Annotated in this window: 19 protein-coding genes and 4 pseudogenes; 12 read left to right on the top strand and 11 right to left on the bottom strand. The window is 58.8% G+C overall.

Translation table 11 applies throughout. The features are described from left to right. Positions 1 to 189: 189 nt before the first annotated feature. Together FJ943_RS13840 and FJ943_RS13835 are read left to right on the top strand one after the other, a co-directional pair. Positions 190 to 819 (top strand): annotated as a pseudogene (locus tag FJ943_RS13840) (site-specific integrase); the annotation flags it as partial. Positions 820 to 1,148: 329 nt separating this feature from the next. Next, on the top strand, positions 1,149 to 1,778 hold the full coding sequence (locus FJ943_RS13835; protein ID WP_181174552.1) for an antitoxin Xre/MbcA/ParS toxin-binding domain-containing protein: 630 nt from the start codon (positions 1,149 to 1,151) through the stop codon (positions 1,776 to 1,778). A 173-nt stretch (positions 1,779 to 1,951) separates the two neighbouring features. Here the strand turns inward: FJ943_RS13835 and FJ943_RS13830 are convergent, their stop codons facing one another. Continuing rightward, entirely contained in the window at positions 1,952 to 3,019 is a 1,068-nt protein-coding gene (locus tag FJ943_RS13830) for a cyclic nucleotide-gated potassium channel (RefSeq protein ID WP_140661360.1), read from the bottom strand. Positions 3,020 to 3,631: 612 nt separating this feature from the next. Here FJ943_RS13830 and FJ943_RS13825 point away from each other — a divergent pair. Beyond that, positions 3,632 to 4,711, top strand: a complete 1,080-nt coding sequence (locus FJ943_RS13825; protein ID WP_140661361.1) for a RelA/SpoT domain-containing protein — start codon at positions 3,632 to 3,634, stop codon at positions 4,709 to 4,711. 565 nt (positions 4,712 to 5,276) lie between these two features. Here FJ943_RS13825 and FJ943_RS13820 read toward each other — a convergent pair. Beyond that, positions 5,277 to 5,486, bottom strand: a complete 210-nt coding sequence (locus tag FJ943_RS13820; protein WP_140661362.1) for a hypothetical protein — start codon at positions 5,484 to 5,486, stop codon at positions 5,277 to 5,279. Positions 5,487 to 5,714: 228 nt separating this feature from the next. On the opposite strand from FJ943_RS13820, the gene FJ943_RS13815 reads away from it, so the two are divergent. Continuing rightward, complete coding sequence (locus FJ943_RS13815) at positions 5,715 to 6,071, top strand: VOC family protein (RefSeq protein WP_140661363.1); 357 nt, start codon at positions 5,715 to 5,717, stop codon at positions 6,069 to 6,071. 104 nt (positions 6,072 to 6,175) lie between these two features. On the opposite strand, the pseudogene FJ943_RS13810 reads toward FJ943_RS13815, so the two are convergent. Next, a pseudogene (locus FJ943_RS13810) lies at positions 6,176 to 7,238 on the bottom strand (IS3 family transposase). A 427-nt stretch (positions 7,239 to 7,665) separates the two neighbouring features. Here FJ943_RS13810 and FJ943_RS13805 point away from each other — a divergent pair. Next, positions 7,666 to 8,061 carry a metalloregulator ArsR/SmtB family transcription factor gene (locus FJ943_RS13805; protein ID WP_140716931.1) on the top strand — a complete coding sequence of 132 codons (396 nt, stop codon included), beginning with the start codon at positions 7,666 to 7,668 and terminating at the stop codon, positions 8,059 to 8,061. Between the two features lie 576 nt (positions 8,062 to 8,637). On the opposite strand, the gene FJ943_RS13800 is transcribed toward FJ943_RS13805, so the two are convergent. After that, positions 8,638 to 8,940, bottom strand: a complete 303-nt coding sequence (locus FJ943_RS13800) for a DUF768 domain-containing protein (RefSeq protein WP_140661365.1) — start codon at positions 8,938 to 8,940, stop codon at positions 8,638 to 8,640. Between the two features lie 265 nt (positions 8,941 to 9,205). Continuing rightward, entirely contained in the window at positions 9,206 to 9,451 is a 246-nt protein-coding gene (locus FJ943_RS13795; RefSeq protein ID WP_140661366.1) for a hypothetical protein, read from the bottom strand. A gap of 379 nt (positions 9,452 to 9,830) precedes the next feature. On the opposite strand from FJ943_RS13795, the gene FJ943_RS13790 reads away from it, so the two are divergent. Then, on the top strand, positions 9,831 to 10,100 hold the full coding sequence (locus FJ943_RS13790) for a hypothetical protein (RefSeq protein ID WP_210241316.1): 270 nt from the start codon (positions 9,831 to 9,833) through the stop codon (positions 10,098 to 10,100). Between the two features lie 149 nt (positions 10,101 to 10,249). Next, positions 10,250 to 10,456, top strand: a complete 207-nt coding sequence (locus tag FJ943_RS13785; RefSeq protein WP_140661368.1) for a hypothetical protein — start codon at positions 10,250 to 10,252, stop codon at positions 10,454 to 10,456. 245 nt (positions 10,457 to 10,701) lie between these two features. Here FJ943_RS13785 and FJ943_RS13780 read toward each other — a convergent pair. Continuing rightward, positions 10,702 to 11,422 (bottom strand): annotated as a pseudogene (locus FJ943_RS13780) (SOS response-associated peptidase). 107 nt (positions 11,423 to 11,529) lie between these two features. Further along, a pseudogene (locus FJ943_RS13775) lies at positions 11,530 to 12,392 on the bottom strand (RNA ligase family protein). A 541-nt stretch (positions 12,393 to 12,933) separates the two neighbouring features. Here FJ943_RS13775 and FJ943_RS13765 point away from each other — a divergent pair. The 3 genes from FJ943_RS13765 to FJ943_RS13755 all read left to right on the top strand — a co-directional run bounded on the left by FJ943_RS13765 (position 12,934) and on the right by FJ943_RS13755 (position 14,747). Next, complete coding sequence (locus FJ943_RS13765; RefSeq protein ID WP_140722154.1) at positions 12,934 to 13,998, top strand: TadE/TadG family type IV pilus assembly protein; 1,065 nt, start codon at positions 12,934 to 12,936, stop codon at positions 13,996 to 13,998. Then, positions 13,998 to 14,171, top strand: a complete 174-nt coding sequence (locus FJ943_RS30245) for a hypothetical protein (protein ID WP_318011847.1) — start codon at positions 13,998 to 14,000, stop codon at positions 14,169 to 14,171. The genes FJ943_RS13765 and FJ943_RS30245 overlap by 1 nt, the downstream gene beginning before the upstream one ends. Before the next feature lie 429 nt (positions 14,172 to 14,600). Then, positions 14,601 to 14,747, top strand: a complete 147-nt coding sequence (locus FJ943_RS13755; RefSeq protein WP_224720446.1) for a hypothetical protein — start codon at positions 14,601 to 14,603, stop codon at positions 14,745 to 14,747. 23 nt (positions 14,748 to 14,770) lie between these two features. Here the strand turns inward: FJ943_RS13755 and FJ943_RS13750 are convergent, their stop codons facing one another. Next, complete coding sequence (locus FJ943_RS13750; protein ID WP_140661373.1) at positions 14,771 to 14,983, bottom strand: DUF768 domain-containing protein; 213 nt, start codon at positions 14,981 to 14,983, stop codon at positions 14,771 to 14,773. 331 nt (positions 14,984 to 15,314) lie between these two features. On the opposite strand from FJ943_RS13750, the gene FJ943_RS13745 reads away from it, so the two are divergent. Beyond that, on the top strand, positions 15,315 to 15,521 hold the full coding sequence (locus FJ943_RS13745) for a hypothetical protein (RefSeq protein ID WP_140716941.1): 207 nt from the start codon (positions 15,315 to 15,317) through the stop codon (positions 15,519 to 15,521). A 160-nt stretch (positions 15,522 to 15,681) separates the two neighbouring features. Here FJ943_RS13745 and FJ943_RS13740 read toward each other — a convergent pair whose 3' ends face one another. The 3 genes from FJ943_RS13740 to FJ943_RS13730 all read right to left on the bottom strand — a co-directional run bounded on the left by FJ943_RS13740 (position 15,682) and on the right by FJ943_RS13730 (position 18,457). Next, positions 15,682 to 15,912, bottom strand: coding sequence for a hypothetical protein (locus tag FJ943_RS13740; RefSeq protein WP_224720447.1), 231 nt, complete (start codon positions 15,910 to 15,912; stop codon positions 15,682 to 15,684). A 121-nt stretch (positions 15,913 to 16,033) separates the two neighbouring features. Then, complete coding sequence (locus tag FJ943_RS13735; RefSeq protein ID WP_140663629.1) at positions 16,034 to 16,252, bottom strand: hypothetical protein; 219 nt, start codon at positions 16,250 to 16,252, stop codon at positions 16,034 to 16,036. Between the two features lie 1,335 nt (positions 16,253 to 17,587). Beyond that, positions 17,588 to 18,457: an SDR family oxidoreductase gene (locus FJ943_RS13730; protein WP_140717143.1), complete on the bottom strand. Its 870-nt coding sequence runs from the start codon at positions 18,455 to 18,457 to the stop codon at positions 17,588 to 17,590. A 790-nt stretch (positions 18,458 to 19,247) separates the two neighbouring features. Here FJ943_RS13730 and FJ943_RS13720 point away from each other — a divergent pair. Then, the gene (locus FJ943_RS13720) at positions 19,248 to 20,423 is read left to right on the top strand and encodes a zinc-dependent alcohol dehydrogenase (protein ID WP_140722151.1); all 1,176 of its coding nucleotides are present in this window, start codon (positions 19,248 to 19,250) and stop codon (positions 20,421 to 20,423) included. The last annotated feature ends 3 nt before the right edge of the window (positions 20,424 to 20,426 follow it).

Raw genomic sequence — 20,426 nt, 5'->3', positions numbered from 1 at the left:
CTGCCGCACCCGAGGAAGGCTGAAATGTTCGGCGCGCTCACCTTCTCCATATTATGACACGGCCTTGTTGATTGTGCCGGCGCTTTTCTTTATCCAGCGGCGCAACGCAGAGGCGGCCGAGTGGTCGAAGGCGCTGCCCTGCTAGGGGAGGCTCAATCTTTTGGTTGATCCGAAACTCCCGACCACTTCCGCAAGGCTTACAACATGGGAGATCTCGAGAGCCTGCACGAGTTCCGCCGCCAGAAAGAGCGGGCGGGACGGATTCGTTTTCTCGAGAGGGATGAAGAAGCGCGGCTGTTCGCCGCCATTAAGAGCCGCAGCGAGGATGCTTACAGGCTTTCCGTCTTCCTGGTCGATAGCGGCTGCCGTCTCGGCGAGGCGCTCGGGCTGACCTGGAACGACATCAAGGAACATCGCGTCAGTTTCCAAACCATCATATCCGGCCGCAGCCGCACCATCCCGATGACCGAGCGGGTCAAGGAGGTGATCAGGATGCCTCCGGACGGACGCCCTCGGCCGAAAGGCCCGTTCACCAAGTTGAGCCGGGCACAGTTCAGTGCCATATGGAACGAGGCGAAAGCCGAGGTTGGACTTGGCGCCGACCACCAGGTCGTACCCCATATCCTGCGTCACACCTGTGCTGCGCGCCTCGTCCAGGGTGGCATCGACATCAGGCGCGTGCAGATGTGGCTGGGTCATCAGACGATGTCGATGACGATGCGCTACGCGCATCTGGCCACCAACGATCTCGATGGCTGCGTCACTGTGCTCGAAGGGCTACCGGCAGCGCTGGAGATCAAGAACGAAACCGGGCCATGACGAAAATCTCGTCAGGGCTGCGCGCAAAAGCGCCAGCGACCCCACGTCTTTTCGCGGAGTTTAGGTTTGGTGGTGCTCGAACACAATGTAGGCCAAGCATTACTCCAAGCAACGTCACCATCTCCACTGGACAGAACGGTGCCAATTGTGCATTGTGTTTGCCGTCTATGACTTCCGCAACGCACTGAGGTACTACGTCTCCTCGGCTAAACAGGGGTCACGCAACTTAGGTAGCATTTGAAGAGGTAATCTGCATGGTCACTAGGCGGCGATTCTCACGAGGTGGAAACCTTGTTAAGCAAGCCAGCCGACCAAGACTGGAAAATACGGTGGCTGCCGCCGTGTCGAAAATTCTTCTTGAGCACGATCCGACAATCGGCAAGCCGGCCCTTAGAATTGCCGCGAGATTGGCAGGGTATATATCTTCAGCAATCGGTGTTCAAACTCAGGCTGTTCAGCGAGCCCTCCCAACTATCGAGGATGATGTTGAAAACCTCGCTCAGATATTTATCGGGCATATAGTGGCAGAGGCACAAGGCCGATTTGATCCACGACTGCAGCGTTTCAAAGCGGTACCGCCACCGGCGGTCCCCCAAGCGCCTCTCAGTGCGGCGAGTGATTGGGCGGGGCCGGTAGCTGGGCCAACAGTGATAGAAAGGCATTTTGGGATACCGAGGTCGACGCTCTTTCGGTGGCAGAAACGCGATGAGGTGATCGCACTTAAATCTGGAAGCAGCAGGTTTGTTTTTCCATTGAAGCAGTTTGTCGATGCTCGCCCTGCAGATGGGATAGCCGAATTGATCGCCATGTTTGGCGACCATCGGCTTGCCTGGAGATGGTTGATGGCGCCGACGGACAAGCTTGGCGGGAACTCGCCGATAGATACTCTGCTAGCTGGCAAGCTCGCGAATGTTGTTGCTGCCGCGCGCCTAACCTTGGAGGAGGCACCTGATGTTTAGCCCCGCCGTTTGGTGGCGGTCGTTCAGTTGACAATTTGGCGCAACGCGACATTACCCCAGGCGGCTGCCCGCGGCCCGTCGTCTCAATGGCGACCCTTCCAGCCAGCCATTCTCGACAAGCAGTTGGACAGCCTAGCCATTGCGCCCTCCTCCTGACGAAGACTTTGGTACGGTCAAGCCGTCGGCGCCGTGCCGTGCCGCTCGCGCGCGGTCTTGCGGATGATTTCCGCGATTTCCGGGCTGCTGCTGCATAGCATCTGGAAATCCGCCGCGTGCAGCGACAGGAGTGAGACAGCCGTTGCGGCGCTGACGGTCGCCGTACGCGGTTCGCCGCTCATCAGCGCCATCTCGCCGAAGAAGGCGCCAGGGCCAAGCTCCACTGGGTTCGACATCACGACGCTCACCCGCCCCTCCACAACAAAGAACATTCGATCCCCGGTCTCGCCCCTTCGGCAGATCACGGCGCCGGCCGGCAAACTACGAGGCCGTAAGGCGCGCACGATCTCGACCAGCGCGGCCGGGCCGAGCTTCTGAAACAACGGCACGGCGGCGACCAACTGCCAATTGCGGACGAAATCCTCGCGACGGATTTCTTGATAGAAGCCGGAGGCAAGAATGCCGGCCCACAGCGCGAAGACGCCGATGCCACACATCATGACCGCCCCAGCCAGGACGCGGCCGGCGAAACTTTGCGGAATGGCGTCGCCATAACCGGTGGTGGACAGCGTGACCACCGCCCACCACATTGCCTGAGGGATGCTGCCGAACTTTTCCGGTTGGATGTGGCGCTCGATGACATAGGCCGCGAGCGCGACACCGAACAGAACGACGCCGAAAAGCGTGGTGACGCCGATCAGGTTACGCGCTTCGTTGGCCAGCACCCTGCCCAGTACCGGGAAGAAGGTCGAGTCGCGCAGCGGTTTGAGCAGCCAGACAGCACAGTAGAGGCTCCGGTCGGGCGTGCCTTCGAGCAGAAATGCAGCGAGTGGAACCAAAACCGCGAGCATATCAATGGCGATTGCAGGCGTCCTGTCCCGAAGGTCTCCCGCCCAGTGCTTGATCAGAGTCTCGGCCATCTGTAGGAGATAAGCGCCCCAAATGACCGCCAGCACGGCAGTCAGAGCCAGCCTGCTTCGTGCGGACATGTCCGGCATGGTGAGCGCGGCCACCGCCAGCAGCCCAGGCGCAGCTAGCACCGCGTTTAGCGGTGCGTGAATTCTCAAGAAAGGCAGGACCGACATTCTGTCCCCACGAGCGGATGCTATTCCTCCAGAATAGGATGCCTTCAGGGCAAGCGCAAAGGTGGCGCTTTCGCTGGGATGTTCATCACGACGTGAACTCAGATGGCCTGAACGTGAACCGACAGGCCGCAACCGAGAATGGCCCATCCGGGCAGTTGCAATAGGTTTGAACCGTTCGAAGGAGCCGGGCCGACGAGTTCAAGGCCGTAGACATGCCCGGCTCGAAGACGGCGGCATGTCGGCAATGGCCAGGGTGACGGCGGCGACACCCAAGAAGAGCGCTCCGATCCGCCTGCATGAGGTTCCCTCCCGCCCTTCGCCCGCTACCCAAAACATGTGCGGCACCACAAGCGGCAGGAAGGACACTCGAGAGCCGCATTTAGTACGCGACGGCAACTGCATGGTTGCGAAGTTGCGTGCGCCCAAGCTACCGGGGCCGGTGAGTCACCGCAGAGGCAACTCAAGGAGGCACCGTCCTGGTCTTGTGGCTTCGATCCAGCCGCCCTGAGCGGACTCGAGGGATACAAAGCGGTACGATACATGAGATCCGATTCTCCTGCGGTCGTCCCGCCCAGTTCAGAATGAAGCGGCCTACCTTGACTTTGTGGTCCAATGACTGAGTACCCGCGCCTCAAATACAGTATGCAAGCCGTTCGCAAGGCAGGCGATCGGCTGGCAAAACCTATGCAGCTCGGACAAGACACCACTGCCGGCCAGTACGTGGACACGATGCGAATCTTCTCAATCGCCAATAGCTGGCGCGACTCGCACTTTCTGCCCATGCGGAGCGTTCGATTCTCTGTCGGTCACCACATCAAAGCCCTGCGATTGAAGGGCGACATGGCATCGCGTCCAAAGCGTCTGGCATCCATTTGTCGGAAGCTTCGAGAGTCCACCACCAATTTGGACACCATGAACGATATCGGCGGCTGCCGAGCGATCATGCCCGATATCGATAGCGTCCGCTTGCTTCTAGAATCGCTGCGAGACAAGTTCCCCCATGAGATGCACTGTCGGGAATTTAACTATATCGATGAGCCGAAGCCGGACGGCTATCGAAGTCACCATATTGTTTTCCAGTACCGACCCAGAGCTGCCCACACCCAGGCTTTCGAGGGACGACGCATCGAATTGCAAGTTCGGACCACACTTCAGCACTCATGGGCAACTGCAGTTGAGGCCGTCGGGCTGTTCCAGCGCCAGGATTTGAAGCACGGAAACGGGGAGCAGGATTGGCTACGTCTTTTCCAGCTTATGTCGGCGGAATTCGCCCAGGTTGAGCAGTGTCCAATTCGTGTCGGTGGTCCGGATCGCGATGACCGAGTGCGGGAACTGCGGGATATCAACAGGCGTATAGGTGCAACAAGTATACTGGCAGATATCACGAATCTTACCCTCCGCTCAGAGAGCCTCGTACAGCCAGCGCGACATTTTCGGCATCATTTGGTGCAATATAGAGCGGATCAGAACGTTACGATTCAATCATTCCGAACTCTCATCATGGGGGCGCGGAAATTGGAAGAAATAGAGAAGAAAATCGCGCTAAGGGGAATTGATTGGACGGTTTCGTTGGTCGAGGTGGATAAGGTGGAACAGCTTGTCGACATATACCCGAATTACTTTGGGAACGTTTCATTGTTCGCCCGCAGTCTGAAATCCATATGCTCGGGAAAGTCACTGTCTACAGAATAGCCCACACCGGATCGTAGCTCCGAAGGAACGCCCGACTATGGCTGGCCAAGCGTCGCTTTCCGTTTGAAGGAGCCGGACATTGGCCTTCCTCGACAGTCTCCTGGGTCTGGTCCGAACGGACAATCTCCCGAAAGCTCACACCTATTTCAGCGTTGCCAGCACGCCTGCCGCTGACTGCAGGTCTGCTGTCTCCAAGTGATGAGGTCGACGACGCCGTAAATTTCCGCACGCCCACTCCTGCGAGCCAGAACAGCCGACGAAATCGCGTTCTCCAAGGCAAGCAACATTCCTATTCCTCCCGGCAACCCACCGGCCCTGCGAACGTACTCGCGCCAACTTTGTTCCTTCAGCTATCCAGTTTTGTCGACATCCGTTTTTGTCGAGCATCGTCGACCCCACCCCCACCTCTTGTCGACATCACACTGGCAAACAAAACGCCACCTGCGATGAAGGCAAGAAGCGATCGATGGCGTATCCTGCGCAAGCCTGACAGCGCCTTGCCACTTGCCCCTGACTTCCAAATGTCTGGCCTAGAACCGGGACATGAAACGTGCACGTCTCGACTTCACCGCCCCAGCGGCAGTTTAGATACGGCTACCAGTTCTTCCTCGTCTCTGATCCCAGCCTGATAGTTTGCTATAATACGAGAAGCGAGCGCTTCACGATGCTCTGGTGACTGACCCCCGGTTTTCAACTTCTCGAACACACGGCCTATCAAGGCCACTTCGGATGAATCGAACACGCCAGCTTCTGTAACTTTTTGATAGATCGGCATGGCCCTTCCCTCACTGCAACGCGAAACTAATCTCACTCGGAGATTCGACGCAAAGCAAAAACGACTCGGCGTTTGACTCACCCCCCTGAGTGATGCTTGGGAGAGGCTTAAGAGCAGACACGTGCGCGGCTCGCCCCAGTGACCTCTGCCTCTGCCGCCGCCTAGAAATGAGTTCGGAACCGAGCCAAGCCTTATTCGTTACAGGTGCTGGCATTTCGGAGGTATCTAATGGAAATCCAAGGCATCTACGCCACCCTCGCCACAGCAAGCATGGATCGTGCCGAGAAGTTCTATACCGAACTTTTCGCCCGGGAGCCTGACGATCGTCCCATGGACGGATTGATCCAATGGCGCGGCATCGCAGGGGCGAATATTCAAATCTTCCAGGACAGGGACAATGCAGGATCCGGTAGACTGACCGTTGTTGTCCCAAGAATGGATGATGCCCGTAGATCGCTCGAGGAAACTGGGGTGAAACTCACCGGCGAGTCCGAGGGTGACTACGGACGGATTGCCCAGTTTGCGGACCCGGACGGAAATCGCATCACCCTTGCTGAGCCACCCTCTAGCCCTTTCAAAACATAGAAGGCTTCATGCGCCTAGACGCGCTGGCAAGCTCGAACTACGACCAGGATCACCCCACGACCAGAATCGCCAATTGGCCTGCTGCCGGTTTTTCGGACACGCGGTTAAGCTAACATAGCTTTTTCCTCGAACTCCACGGGGCTCAGATAGCCCAGTGTCGAGTGCCTCCGCCGAGCGTTGTAGAAGCGCTCGATGTAGTCGAACACATCCGCCCTGGCGGCATCTCTTGTCCTGTAGACCTTGCGGGCTGTGCGTTCGGTTTTCAACGACGAGAAGAAGCTCTCCATGGCCGCATTGTCCCAGACATTGCCCGACCGGCTCATCGAACACGTAATGCCGTGGTCGGCCATCAGGTGCTGGAACTGCTCGCTCGTGTATTGCGATCCTTGGTCGGAATGATGAAGCAGGCTGTCGGGCTTGCCTCGGCGCCAGATCGCCATGATGAGCGCATCGGTGACGAGTTGGGCTGTCATGTCGGCCTTCATCGCCCAGCCGACGACAGGTTCGGTGCCGATGCCTCGAAGGTGCGGTCGAGGAGGTTGTCCGACACTGCCGCTCGCTCGCCCGTATCCTTCGGCAGTCCGCGACGCCGAGGCCGGGCCCGCAAACCGTTCTCCCGCATGAGCCGCTCGATGCGATGCAGGCCGCAGGAGAGACCCTCGGCCAGAACATCGTGCCAGACGCGACGGGAACCATAGGTGCGATCGCTGCTCTTGAAGCTGCGGTCGATCCTGGAGACGAGGATCTCGTCGTGCCGGGAGCGGGCGCTGGGACTGCGGTTGAGCCAGGCATGGAAGCCCGACCGGGATACATCCAGCGCACTGCACAGCCATGCCACCGGCCATATGTTCCGGTGCCTCGCGATGAAAGCGAACCTCATGTCACTTCCCTCGCGAAGTAGGCTGCGGCCTTTTTTAGGATGTCGCGCTCCGCCTTCAGCTTGGCCACTTCCTTGCGCAGCCGGTCGATCTCCTGCTGCTCCGGCTTCATCTGCCCATGACCGGGAAACGCATGCTGCGGATCGGTCGACAGCTCGCGCACCCATTTGCGCAGCACATTCTCGTGGAGATCGAGGTCGCGGGCACCCTGGGCAACCGCAACGCCCCGATCCTTGATCAATCTCACCGCCTCAAGCTTGAACTCGCGGTTGAACTTCCTTCTTTGCATTCCAACTCTCCAGTTCCGTTAAACACCTTATCTCCGTGTCCACGAAACCGGCAGCAGGCCATTCCAGCCCGTCGTGTGCGGAACTTACGGTTGGAGTCATATAGCTGTGGCGTTATCGAGCCTGGCGCAGCGTTACAGCGCCGACCCTAAGTTGGCTGCCAGGCCTGCGCGCAACCACCCAGGCGTCCACCCGTTGACCCATGCTGGTTGATTCCAGCGCACGCCTGCACTTGCCCCGCTACTGACTTTTTTCCTTGCGGCGGGAACCGATTGTAGCGGCTCTAGTTGACTTCCCAGCGCCCCCGGACAGAGGCGCCCGAGAGTTGTTCGGACAGCTTTCAAACGAAGCCCGCCACCGTTCCCTCAGTGGCGGGCTTTACGTGTTTAGCCGCGCGAGGTGGATTTGAGTACCTACGTGAGACAGCGTATGGCTGAAATCAAAGATGATCCCAACCTTCGCAGGCGCACGCGAGCTAAGGGCCGGCCTTCCCTAAGGCAGCTCTCCGCTGCCTCGCGGCTACTCGCAACGCTGGGCTTCCGCAAGCGGTTGCTGATCCTGGTTCATCTGATGGATGGTGAGAGATCGGTATCGGAGCTGGTCTCTTTAATCGGCGGGACACAATCCGCCCTCTCACAGCATTTGACCGATATGGCCAAACTCGGAATTGTCAAATCCCGAACCCAAGCCCAACGGCGGTTATATTCCTGCACGTCCGAGCAGGCGAAGACGCTCGTCGGCTTCCTCAGCAACCTAGCCGACAATGACAAACTCCCGGTGGGAAAAAGATCGGGAAAGAAGTCTTCTTCCTGGCGCCCCGGGTGATCCCGAAGGCACGCCTGCTCGGAACCGGATTAACATTTTGTTTATAGATGGAAAAGGCCGAACCTCCCGAACCGATCCCGGACAGCATGCTCCTGGCCGCAGCAAAGTGCAGGCCGTTCTTCGAAAGCAACGCCTCGACGATTGGAATGAAGTTGGCCGACGCACTGCCTCGAGAGCTACCGCGCCGGCCAGACCTGCAGGTCCGCCGGTCGCTAACAGGCCAGAATGATTGTCGCCCGCCATGTGATGGCTCTGCATTCGTTATCTGTCCCCATATGGCGTACAGTGTCTCGTCGTCCGTGACATTTTACCGGCATCGGACGTTTGGAAGTGACCCTCATGCTTTCGCCCTAACAGGAGCTGAAAGTATGGATTCGGTCAAGACTACCTCCGCGACATAGTTCGTCACTACGAAAAGCTCCTTATCCCTTCAAGATCGGCTTGTGGAGCGAGAGCGGGAGCAAGGGCGTGCAAACCGCAGTCCTGCGCGCTTCCGCAACAGCGGACGATTGTCGCGCGTTGGACGGAGGAAATTCGCCCCCGCCGCGGGCGGTGAACGGGACAGCCGTAGGAGCGTCAGCATAGCGCCGGCCGCAGGACGGGACGCGGGACCGACTGTCCCCGTCCGCGGCGGTCCGCAATGGCCAAGCTGCCATCGCGGTGCTGCATCGCCTTTGCGATCACTTCGAAGGCGCTGTCGACTTCCTCATAGATCTTGCTTACCGCGATGCCCTCTCGGTCCGCAGCTTCCATGACGTGGTCGGCTAGATCGTTTATCGCGCCCGGGTCGTCGGTCACCGCATCCGGCAGATGCTCTGCCATCCACCTGTCGAGGAAATTGGCGCGCGTGTGGTCATTTTTCAATAGCAACCGGCGCATATTAGGTTCCCGCTGATCTTGTGAAGGCCCCGCACCAAGGTTTGGCGACGAGGTCGCCATCACCGCACAACCTACGCTGAGGTATATTCAATGTTTCGTTTGTGAGTGCGCTTCTCGCCTTTGCTTTTTTGCTGGGCAGGATTCCTCGGTTTGGACTTAGCCTTCAACGAAGGCGAATTCACCATTGGCCTTGGTACGCGAGTTGCCCACCTGATCCACGTTATATCGCGATTGCTGTAAGGACGCCCACGGCCGCTCGCTACGATCATCCCCGAAAGCTTTCGATGTACCAGGTGATCTTGCCGTCCACCTTCATCGGCTTGTGGATCATCAGCCTCTTGGGGAGGTGTTCGGGATGGACCTCGAGGAGCGTGATCTTGACCGATGGCTTGCACCGGTTGCAGTCGAATTTCAGCTTCAACGGATCAGCGCCGCCGCCATAGACCATCATGAGATCGGCCGATCTGCAGTAGCGGACATTGCCGCAACTGCATTCCACCTTCACAATCATATTGTGCCGGGTCGCCTTCCCCAGGGTGTCGATCGGTTCGTGCGCCCTGAGAACAGAAAAGGAACAAATTCCTTGCCCGTCAAGCGGTCTTATGGAATCTTTCCGCAGATGAGCGACGAACCAATCAGGCTTCCCGACGGCATAACGCCAGCGCCACGCGAGCGCGCCAGAGTGCTAGGCCGTGAACTCATAAATGCGGATGACCGAGCTGGGGTGGTTTGCAGACCTTCCACCGATGCGGTAGCTCTTCCCTATGAGAGAACCTGATTTCGACGTTGATGGTTGGTGCTTGGATGATGGGGAGGAATACCATCGGGCGGCACCCGATACTTTTTGGTGTCCTCCTCGTGAGGCCCGGGAAGGACTGCAGCCGGGCGACTTGGCCAAGCTGATCTTCCGTATGCGCATCGGTGATCCGGACGTGTCCGTTGCGGTGGAACGCATGTGGGTGCTTGTTCGCGAGCGTATCCCCGGCGGCTATCTCGGCATTCTGGACAATGATCCAGGCGCGATAGAGCAAAACGAGGTGTTCTGGAGCGGCGTCGAACTGCCATTCGCGGCCCGTCACGTCATCGACATCGATGAGCGGGATGAGAATACTATCTCTCTCGCGGCTCAAGAACCTAAGCGGCGCTGGCCCAAGTCCTGAAGGCCGAACATCCGCTAGGGCACATGTGCGAGCACACGGGTTGCGCGAAGCACGGAGGGTTCGGCTTTGCTCGGCCTCGCCAAGAGCCGCATTGGTTCTGTTTCGAGCACCGAGGCGACGGGGAGCGCTATCTCTGAAGGAGGAAACCCATGGTAGATAGACCACCGTATATGCCCACAGGAATTGGCATCGGCATGCTGAGGGACGACGAAACGAAGATCGGCGTCCTAATTTTCGAGACGGCGGAAGGTAATTTCGACTTCGCAGTCAATTTGCAGGCGGTCGACGTCATTCGCAAGGCGCTCAGCAAAATCGAGACGCACCTAACGAATGGCAAAATCTCGGACGTGGATTAGCTTCGGTGAAACTAATTTATGCCCCTGACGTTCTTGCCGTCTCAGGTAGGTGGGCAGGTGGTGCTTGGCAGCATTTAGGAAGTTCGGGTGCCGGCAATGTCTGGGCGCCGGCAAGGTTTTTCAATGCGCAAAGTGGCTGAGCTCAAACGGCACTTGTTGCCCGCGCGGAGTGCACCGAGCCGGGTGCAAAGGGTCTACGATCAGATGCCCTATGTGTCGTGGCAGCGGCCTACAAAGCCCAGAACCTAGACGTCAAACAGATCAGTAGGCCCGCGACCAATCTCCTCGATGATATCGGGCGTGTTGTTGCGCGGCGAACCCACCTTGCTGTCGATCGGCCACATCTTCATCAGATCGGACCGAAAGGGCTTCATCAGGTCGCGAGGGTCCTGCTCCGGCCCCAGCCAGCGCCTGTAGTCGGCCGGCGCCAGGATCACCGGCATGCGGTCGTGGATGGTCGCCATCAGCTCGTTCGGCTCGCAAGTGGCGATGGCGAAGGTCCGCACAAGTTCGCCGGTTACCTTGTCGGTATACTCTTCCCAGATCCCGGCCATGGCGAAAGGCTCGTCAGATTTCATCGCGATGGCGTAGGGCTGTTTTTTCTTTCCCGACGCGTCGAGCTTCTGCCATTCGAAATAGCCGTCGACGGGCACCCAGGCAGCGGCGCGCGTTGTAAGCCTTGCGGAACAAGCCATTACTGGCGATCGTCTCGCAGCGGGCGTTGACAGCTGGCGGGCGGCCGCCACCTTCCCGAGCCCAACCGGGGACCAAGCCCCAGCGAGCCGAAACAAAGCCGGCCATGCTGGTCGACAGCTCTTCTCGGATGATGATCGGATAGGTCAGGCTTGGCGCGCCGTTCCAGAGAGGAAAGCTGTTGCCCAGCCGTTCGACCTCGCCAGGATGGGCGAATTCGAACCGACGAACCATGTCAGGGATTGTGGTTTTCACGAAAACTCGTCCGCACATGCACCAGAGATAGGGACCCGAAAAGCAAGAGTCTACTTCGGGACCGCTATTCGATCGCGCCGCCCTCGCCGACAGCCTCCGCCTCTCTGACGGCAGGCAAGCGTTGGCTATTGCCTATCCCGGAAATCGAGCAGCTTGGCGTGACGTAGCTTCTCCTCGCCCTTCAGGAACCGCACGCGGCCGACCAGACCGGGCTTGAGCCATTCTGCCTTTGCCTTGGCCAAGCCTATCGGAGCCGGCCCGCCGACCTTCCGTTGCACACGATCCAAAGCGCTTGTCGCTTATCAGCCTTGAACGTGACGAAGGCGCCGCCGGCATAGCGGCCCTTGTCTGCCATGAGGACCATGGCTGGTTTGCCCGCCTCGCGTTGAACGCCAATGATGTCCATTTCCTTTTCGGCATAGCACTTGATCTTGCGCCAGTTCATCGTCGTCCCGCTGCGATATTTGCTGTTCTTGCGCTTGGAAACTATGCCCTCCAGGCCGGCTTGGTTGACAAGGTGATAGACGGCATCGCCGGTCCCAGGCATCGCTTCGCTGAACTGGATGCGGCCACCGGTCGGGATCAATGCCTGGAGAATGTCGCGGCGGTCTTCCACCGGCATGTCGCGCAAATCGTAGCCGTTGAGGTGCAGGAGATCGAACGCCACCAGATAGAGGTCTCGCGACGGATTGCGGCTCGTGACGGCTGATTGCAGTGCATGGAAGTCAGACAGGCCAGCTTCATTGATGGTGATCGCCTCACCGTCGATGATGAAATCCGTCGCTTCGATCGCCGCTGCTTCGCCGGCAAGCTGGATATGGCGACCTGTCCAATCGTAGCCATTCTTGGTGATCAGCCGAATCCCGTCGTCGTCCTTTGTGACTTGGGTCCGGTACCCATCGAACTTGATCTCGTGGAGCCATTCGGCGCCCTGTGGCGGGGTGTCGACCAGTTCGGGCTCCATTGGCTTAATGAACTTCAGACGCATCAACTCACTCACGCAAACCGTCGATTCAATAAGCTTTAGCTAAAGTAGTTCCGGAACGTTTGGCGTGGCCGGATGTTGCCACCCGCATGACGAAGCTATCTGACCTCGGCCCCCCGATTCCCGGCAAACTGCATGGAGGGAAGCACATTGAAGAGCATCTTCACTTCTACAACTGCCCGCACTGCGGTCAGCGGGTCGACCAACGGGATCTGCGCCAAGTCTTCTGGCATGAGCGGCCTGGTCATGAACCGCTGGAGCTGGAGCCTGAGGCGAAGGTGATAGAATTTCCAAAGCGGAAATAACAAAGCCCGCCGGGCGTGAGCCAGCGGGCCGTTGACGGCAGATCTTCGATTAGCCGGTTGGGCCTGTGACCCTGTTCGACGAAGAGATTTAGGCCGTAACAGCGGACGGTGAGATCGGCAAAAGAATCGAAAGAACCGCCTACGGGCAAAGAATGCATAAACTTTGATGGGTCACATTAGAGCTTGGTTCGCCGGCTCGTGGTAATTGCACGCTCGCTAATGTCTGTCGGGGGTTTGAAATGTTCAGGATTTTGCGCGGCTTTGCCCGCTCCCGCAGCGGGTCGATGATGCCGCTCTTCCTGATGAGCCTGATGCCCCTGATCGCGGTCATCGGCTTCTCGGTCGACTATACAAGCGCGGTCCAGACCAAATCCAACCAGCAGCAGGCGCTGGATGCCGCGATCCTGACGATCACGACCATGGACATCACGTCGACGCTGGCGCAACGCCAGACGCTGCTGCAGGATTCCTTCGCCGCGAACGGTGGACAAGGCACCGCGACGCTGACCAACTTCGTGGCCGGCAATACCGCCACCGCCACCACGGCGCAGGCCACGGCGAGTTTCGCCATGCCGACCGTTTTCATGAGCATCGCCAGGATCAACACCGTACCGATCGCCGTCGCCTCTGCGGTCAGCAAGCCGCCCGCGCTGGTTGCGGCTACCTTCAAGGTCTCCGGGGTTTCGGGTTACTGGAACAAGACAATGACGCTTTACGGCACGCAATTCGGTGCGACGGTGGCCAAGCCGCTGATGACGATCGACTATACCTATGGGAACACCAAGGATCCCAAGGGCTACGGCACGACCAATGTCAACGTCCTCACCACCGATTCAGCCGGCAAGACCGTCACCACGCTGGTCCAGAAGCAGGTCTGCACCGTCGGCAACAATCCGCCAAGCGGCGTGACCCTCAAGACCGATGCGAGCGGCACGAAATACTACTGCGTCGATACGATGTATCCGGCCAACAGCGCCGGCGCGGCGATCGACGTCAGCGCGATGGGCGGCCTCTATTTGCAGATGGACGTACCGTCGGGCAACCCGAAAAAGCTGATCTCAAACGATCCAACGACGTCCAACCGGCTCTATAGCGGTTTGAGCGCGACCACCTTGACCGAGACGGCCACCGGCCAGCCTGTCGACATCTTCAGCGTGGTGCCTTGCGGCGCGACAGCCTACCAGGCTTGGGAAGATGGCGGCAACTCGGTCCCGGCGCCAGTCAGCAACGCCGACTTCTTCTACAACGTGACCGGCAAATGCGACTACAACAAGCGGCCCTCGGAGACGGCGCTGACACAGTGATGTGGACGATCCGCCACAAGGAAGACCAGTCAGTCCGCCAACCCGGCATCGTGGTGGACGATAGCATCGAGCACCGTTTCATAGACGCTGCCGGTCTCTTCCTCGATTTCCGTGCTGCTGATCCCGATCGCCTTGGCGTCGGCGAAAAGCTTCTGAATAGACTCGGCAACTGAAAATCACGTCCGAACTTGCCAGACCTGACACATTGCAGCTCATCCACTTGTCAAGGAAATTGACGCCCCGCGTGCTCATTCGGGCATAAGTCGCCGGGACGTATTAGGTTCCGCTCATCCTTCTGGCCGCGGAGTGACGCCCACTGCGGCCGCCTCACTTCCCTTTGCTTCGCTGGATCGCTTTTGGAGAGCGGCTTGCAGCCGTGCAGCGGCCAGCAAAACGCTGTCCGGGGTCGGTTCGGGGGGATTGGCCTTTTCCATGTTTTATAACAAATGTTAGTCCCGATTGTTCCGGCTGAGGCTGCTGGCGCGTGTCTACGGCGCAGTCTTTTCAAGTCGCAAGCTGCCGAGAGCTTCGAGCGACTGCGCACTCTGCCCTCGATAATGATCTCTGCCGAGGACTGTGACGCGGCCCTCGGCTTGATCAGAATGGTGATCGAGCAAACGTGTCCCGCCGGCGTCCTGCCTAGCCGAGAGATGGTCAATGCGCTCTATGGGCCGGCCCCGAGGGATGAGGCGGAGGCGCTCGCCAAAGCGATCATCGCCACTGTGGAGAAACTGACCACGCCGCCCTGAGACCGCGAGCGACGACTACTTCGTCAAACCGGGTTGGAATGCACTATAGCATCAAGGATGGTTTGATAGAGGCTGTCGACCTCCTCGTCTATCTCCCCCCGCTTTATGCCGACTGCCTTGGCATCGGCAATGAGCTTGTGCGTGAGTTCGTCAACGGAGATCACGTCCGCGTTGGTGGTCCCAGGGACGTTGTTGGCGATCCATTGATCGAGAAAGATGACGCCGCGCGTGCTCATTCGGGCATAAGTCGCCGGGACGTATTAGGTTCCGCTCATCCTTCTGGCCGCGGAGTGACGCCCACTGCGGCCGCCTCACTTCCCTTTGCTTCGCTGGATCGCTTTTGGAGAGCGGCTTGCAGCCGTGCAGCGGCCAGCAAAACGCTGTCCGGGGTCGGTTCGGGGGGACTGGCCTTTCCATGTTTTATAACAAATGTTAGTTCCGATTGTTCCGGCTGAGGCTGCTGGCGCGTGTGTCTACGGCGCAGTGTTTTCAAGTCGCGAGCTGGCCGGAACCAAAGCGGAGAATGAGTATTTCCTAATGGAAGGGGGCTCCCAGGGACGCGACACAATGGATGGACATTTCGAACTGGAGCTAGCTAAGGCCAGGCTGAGCGTGAGCCAAGCTGAATCCGACCTGAAACGCCTCGAGCGGATAACGGACAAGCGCTATGGCGTGGGCATCGATCTCGCCCTCTGCGACACAATAAGAGGCGCCCAGCGGCGTGTCGGCGAAGCAAGAGCGCACCTGACGAGGATCAAGGCCGGCAAAGCCTGATCTCGCATTAGAAAAGCAAACGCCCACTGGTGCGAGCCAATAGCCAGTCACGGACGACGGTCGCCCGCATTCGATCAGCCCTGGCTTCTGGACCCCTCATATGGAGTGGCCTGTCAGGCCTGTCGAGGTTTTGTTACCGCCCCCTACGGCTGGGTAGTGCCTAAATCCGAACGACCCTATCCAGCCTTAAGCGTATCCGCTGGCCTTCCGCATAGGACAGCGCAAAAGGTTCCAGTATAAATGACCGGGTGAGTTCCCGGTCTTTCTCAAGCACGCGGACGAACCATTCTCCGCAGGCCTCGAACACTTCAATGCAAGGCAGAGCCTTGCCGTTCAGCATCACGACAACATCATCCATCACAGCTCCCTTGAAGGCAACGCGCAACGTCATTTCTACACGTCCGTTGAAATCTGTCTTTCAATTACAAAAGACATACAACTTCGATTCTACAGTGCCGGACTGTTGAGGACATAAGGCGCTGCTGGTGGGCCGAGATTTACCCGCGCTAAGTTTAGTCCAGCTTCTGGATCCGGCCCTTTTCGATGTGGAACGCCCCGCTGTTCCCGCCTTGGCGTTCGAAATCCGACTGAATTTCGTCCCATGTGCCAAGATACTGGCCGCACTCGGCGCAGTTGATCGGCGTTGAAGGTTGAGCGTCTCCAGGAATCTGCAGGCGGATCGTGCCGCAGTATGGGCATTCCAGGAGATGGTCCAGGTACTTACCGGCCATGGTTGCTTGCAATGCACTCCGCACAGAGTTCTAGCGAGAAGAGTTCAAACGCAAGGATGTTGTCCCGCTCCGGCGCCGAAAAATTTCAATCGCTTAAGGGGCACGATTATCATATGTTAATCCCTGAAGCGCCGAAACGGGACGCGACGATGACAGGTAAGAAGCCGCCGCAGGACAACCTCATCGAAAGGCTTATCCGAGAGACCGGGATAGCGAGGCGCAAGCGACAGAGCTTGTCCTGTTGCTGGGCAGAGAGTGGAATTTGTTCGTTCGCGAGGCGAAACTCCTTCTGGGCGAAAAATAGCATGCCGGCCAGTTCTGATTGTACATGCGAGGCTCGACGGAAAAAGCCCGCCGGCCGAGCCAGCGGGCAAGGGTTACTTGGGAAGGCCGCTGGAGTGGACGGCCCGATCCCGAACACTCGTGTCCGGTAAATGTTCCATAGCTAAATTAGTCCACCAACAGTCCAGCTTGCAGTTAGTCGCGATGGTGACCTTCGCCAGCAAGTCTCTGAACAATACCGTCGCAACGGTGGTGGTGTGTTCCGAACCCGTCGGCCACCAAGGGGGACGGCGGCGGCGCGGGCGTGAGGCTGCGGAGAATCTGGCGTGATCTTCAGCAGATATCAGGCGGGCGGTGGCAACGACATGCCGACCCGGCAGTACAGACGAAAGTCGCTCGCACTTGATCAGCGCTGGCTTCTCACATCACACGTTGCTCAGGCCGGATACGGCTACCTGGGCAGCGATGCTACCCAGGCGTTCGCGCTTCTGCAGTTCTGCCTTTTCATCGGCCTTCTTCACGGTAACTCTCCCCCGCGTTGTCCCTCAGCGTAAAAAACTGGCTTTGTCGACAAAGCTTGTCAAGCAATGAAATGGCCCGCTGCCACGAGGGGAAAGCAGCGGGCCGGTGCGCCACGGGCGGGGAGCATGAGTATGGCGCCTGTGGGTGGAACTTCGGCTAATCCAACTTGTTCCGGAAGGATATGGCTCATGGTGCGCAATTGGCCAACCGACATAGTGAGCTGATCCGCTCAGCATATTTGTGGCGGAGAGTCCTTGAATGGCGGCGCCGCTGTCGCCCATGGGAGACGGAAGGCTGCTGACGTTCCAAACGTGAGATCTCTTACCTCAGTATGAATACCCGGCAATTAGCATAGGCGGCAGGATCATCATCACCAAAAACTTTGGTGACGACATGATGGGTATGATCACATGCTCGCCTTCTTGATGATCATCGTCGCCATGGCCAAGCGTGATTGTTCTTTGCCGAGTCCACGCTGGGAGCCGCCCCTGACTCAGCATCTGGTGGCGGGGCTGGCGACGGCTGCACCGACTACATCAGGCGGCCACCGGTGACCGCAATGACAGCTCCGGTGATATAGCTTGCGCCTGCCGTGGCAAGCAGAACGTAGGTGGCCGCCAACTCGGCCGGATGGGCGGGGCGTCCGATGGGCGTGTTGCGACCGAACTCGGCGACCTTTTCCGGTGGCATCGTTGAAGGGATCAGGGGAGTCCAGACGGGGCCGGGGGCGACGGCGTTGACACGGACGCCGCGCTTGGCGACCATTTTAGACAGTCCCTTGGTCAGATTCACGATAGCGCCCTTGGTGGCGGCGTAGGCCAGGAGCTGTGGGGACGGATCGGCTGCCTGGATTGACGCGGTGTTGATGATGCTGGCACCATTGCCCATGTGCCGCAATGCTGCTTTTGACAAAAAGAACTGGCTGTAAATGTTCGTCCTGAACGTCTGATCCAGCTCTTCCGCAGAGAGCTCCGCAATATCGTCAAGCGTGGCTTGGTGAGCAGCGTTGTTGACCAGGATGTCGACTTGCCCCAACTGACGCATGGCCGTCTCGACTATGTCTACGCAATGCCTTTCGTCCCCGACGTCGCCGGCAACAAGAACGGCACGCCTGCCCGCTTTCTCCACCCAGTCGGCCGTCTCGCGCGCGTCGTCGTGTTCATTCAGGTAAGACAAGACAATATCGGCACCCTCCCTGGCAAAAGCAATGGCCACTGCGCGACCGATCCCGGAGTCCCCACCCGTGATAATAGCCGTTTTGCCTTCAAGCTTGCCACTCCCCTCGTAACTGTGCTCCCCGTGATCGGGCCGCGGGGACATTGCGTTCGTCTGGCCCGGAGCACGCTGCTGTTGCTTCGGCAGTTTCTCTTGCAGGTCGAGGGTGTCCACATCAGAGATCATATTCATTCGTCTCCTTAACCGCTGCGCCCAACCACTCGAAGACCGGGATGTTCCACTGAGCCGTCGCTTAAGGACTTCAAGCGCAAGCGCCGGCCGCCCCCTCGCATCCCGTTACCATCTTCGCAGAAGGCGGTTGCACGCGCGAATACCTGGCCACGCGCTGGTCTGTCTGGCGGACAAGACTGGCGGCGCATCCAAGATGCTATGAGCAAATTTTTGGGTGCATTGCCAGAAGCCGGCACGATGAGGGCGTGCCTGTCAGGATCAGACAATTTCAACCCTAGGAAACACACAAAAAGCTCGCTGATCAGGGTGCTGGTCCACGAATATCTGCTTGCCTGCCTCACGCTCAAGCGCGTCTTGAGTGTCACGGTAGTTTCAAGAAAGTTCACGCCCTGGATTGCCAAGCAGTCACCGCGATGGATGCGGCTCATGCCAAATCAGCTCCGCTGATCCCAATGTCGCCGTCAAAGATCTTCGGAACAGTCGTGCCCTGATGTCGAGCCCTGTTTCTCTCGGCGTCCAGCAATTCATACTCCCCAGCTAAGCCGTTCATGAACAGCTTGAGTAGGTGTGCAGCCAAGCGCTCCCGCTGTGGCGACTTGGACGCGACACCGCGCTCGTTACTGATCGTCTCTGGAATGGCTCCAAAATTCTCTCCACGCACCGGAACATCGGTCCGCCGTTGCGGTTCGACAGGCAGCGGACACAGTCGATCCAAAGAAGCATCGGCCCGCTTACGACAGGCGCGAGGTCCCACCCCTAGATCTTGCGGGCAGAGGAGCAAGCTATGCGGGCGTTGGTCTGGCACGGCAAGGAAGACATACGCTGCGATCAGGTTTCCGATCCGGAAATTGTGGATGAGCGTGACGCCATCATCAGGGTGACGAGTTGTGCGATTTGCGGCTCCGACCTTCACCTCTACCATAATTTTGTGCCGGCCATGCTGCCCGGCGACATCATGGGCCACGAGATGATGGGGGAGGTCGTGGAGGTCGGGAAGGGAGTCAACGGCGCTCTGAAGAAAGGCGACCGGATCGTCGTGCCGTTCACCATAATCTGCGGTGAGTGCGACCAGTGCAAGCGACAGAACTTTTCGGTTTGCGAACGCACGAACCGTAAGAAGAATCTCGGTGACAAGGTGTTCGGGCACACCACCGCGGGTCTGTTTGGATACACTCATCTGACCGGCGGCTATCCCGGGGGACAGGCGGAGTACATGCGGGTGCCGTTCGCCGACGCCACGCACGTGAAGGTGCCTGACAGCCTTACCGACGAGCAGGTCCTCTTCCTCGGCGACATCTTTCCCACAGGATGGCAAGCCGCGGCTCAGTGCGAAATAGAGCCCACCGATACCGTTGCGGTGTGGGGCTGCGGCCCAGTTGGGCAGATGGCGATACGCAGCGCCCTGCTGCTCGGCGCGAAACAGGTGGTGGCGATCGATTGCCTGCCGGAACGGCTGTCGATGGCCGCGGCAGGCGGTGCCATAGCCATCAATTTTGCCGAGGAAAGTGTCGTTGAACGGCTGCAGGAACTCACCGGTGGGATGGGTCCTGAGAAGTGCATCGATTGCGTCGGCATGGAAAGCCACGTCTCGCTGGCCCAGCCCGATACCCTCTACGATCGCGCAAAGCAGTTGATGCTGATGGAAAATGATCGACCGCACGTTCTGCGTGAGATGATTTATGTCTGCCGGCCGGCCGGCGTGATCTCGATCCCCGGCGTCTACAGCGGGCTGGTCGACAAGCTCCCGATGGGACCGGCAATGAACAAGGGGCTCACGTTCCGCATGGGGCAGACCCATGTCAACCGTTGGACCGAGGATCTGTTACGCCGCATCGAAGATGGCCAGATCGACCCGTCCTTCGTCATCACCCATACCGTCGGGCTTGAGCAGGGACCCGAAATGTACAAGGCGTTTCGCGACAAGCAGGACAGCTGCATCAAGGTTGTACTGAAACCGTAGGAA

It is taken from the genome of Mesorhizobium sp. B2-3-10 (assembly GCF_006442275.1).
Taxonomy (GTDB): domain Bacteria; phylum Pseudomonadota; class Alphaproteobacteria; order Rhizobiales; family Rhizobiaceae; genus Mesorhizobium; species Mesorhizobium australicum.
This window is presented reverse-complemented; position numbering and strand designations above follow the sequence as displayed.

What these genes read in the sequence shown, in the direction of transcription:
- FJ943_RS13830 (WP_140661360.1), bottom strand. Translation starts at nt 3,019, where the DNA reads ATGTCGGTCCTGCCTTTCTTGAGAATTCACGCACCGCTAAACGCGGTG.
- FJ943_RS13825 (WP_140661361.1), top strand. Translation starts at nt 3,632, where the DNA reads ATGACTGAGTACCCGCGCCTCAAATACAGTATGCAAGCCGTTCGCAAG.
- FJ943_RS13820 (WP_140661362.1), bottom strand. Translation starts at nt 5,486, where the DNA reads ATGCCGATCTATCAAAAAGTTACAGAAGCTGGCGTGTTCGATTCATCC.
- FJ943_RS13815 (WP_140661363.1), top strand. Translation starts at nt 5,715, where the DNA reads ATGGAAATCCAAGGCATCTACGCCACCCTCGCCACAGCAAGCATGGAT.
- FJ943_RS13805 (WP_140716931.1), top strand. Translation starts at nt 7,666, where the DNA reads ATGGCTGAAATCAAAGATGATCCCAACCTTCGCAGGCGCACGCGAGCT.
- FJ943_RS13800 (WP_140661365.1), bottom strand. Translation starts at nt 8,940, where the DNA reads ATGCGCCGGTTGCTATTGAAAAATGACCACACGCGCGCCAATTTCCTC.
- FJ943_RS13795 (WP_140661366.1), bottom strand. Translation starts at nt 9,451, where the DNA reads ATGATTGTGAAGGTGGAATGCAGTTGCGGCAATGTCCGCTACTGCAGA.
- FJ943_RS13785 (WP_140661368.1), top strand. Translation starts at nt 10,250, where the DNA reads ATGGTAGATAGACCACCGTATATGCCCACAGGAATTGGCATCGGCATG.
- FJ943_RS13765 (WP_140722154.1), top strand. Translation starts at nt 12,934, where the DNA reads ATGTTCAGGATTTTGCGCGGCTTTGCCCGCTCCCGCAGCGGGTCGATG.
- FJ943_RS30245 (WP_318011847.1), top strand. Translation starts at nt 13,998, where the DNA reads ATGTGGACGATCCGCCACAAGGAAGACCAGTCAGTCCGCCAACCCGGC.
- FJ943_RS13755 (WP_224720446.1), top strand. Translation starts at nt 14,601, where the DNA reads ATGGTGATCGAGCAAACGTGTCCCGCCGGCGTCCTGCCTAGCCGAGAG.
- FJ943_RS13750 (WP_140661373.1), bottom strand. Translation starts at nt 14,983, where the DNA reads ATGAGCACGCGCGGCGTCATCTTTCTCGATCAATGGATCGCCAACAAC.
- FJ943_RS13745 (WP_140716941.1), top strand. Translation starts at nt 15,315, where the DNA reads ATGGATGGACATTTCGAACTGGAGCTAGCTAAGGCCAGGCTGAGCGTG.
- FJ943_RS13740 (WP_224720447.1), bottom strand. Translation starts at nt 15,912, where the DNA reads ATGACGTTGCGCGTTGCCTTCAAGGGAGCTGTGATGGATGATGTTGTC.
- FJ943_RS13735 (WP_140663629.1), bottom strand. Translation starts at nt 16,252, where the DNA reads ATGGCCGGTAAGTACCTGGACCATCTCCTGGAATGCCCATACTGCGGC.
- FJ943_RS13730 (WP_140717143.1), bottom strand. Translation starts at nt 18,457, where the DNA reads ATGATCTCTGATGTGGACACCCTCGACCTGCAAGAGAAACTGCCGAAG.
- FJ943_RS13720 (WP_140722151.1), top strand. Translation starts at nt 19,248, where the DNA reads ATGCGGGCGTTGGTCTGGCACGGCAAGGAAGACATACGCTGCGATCAG.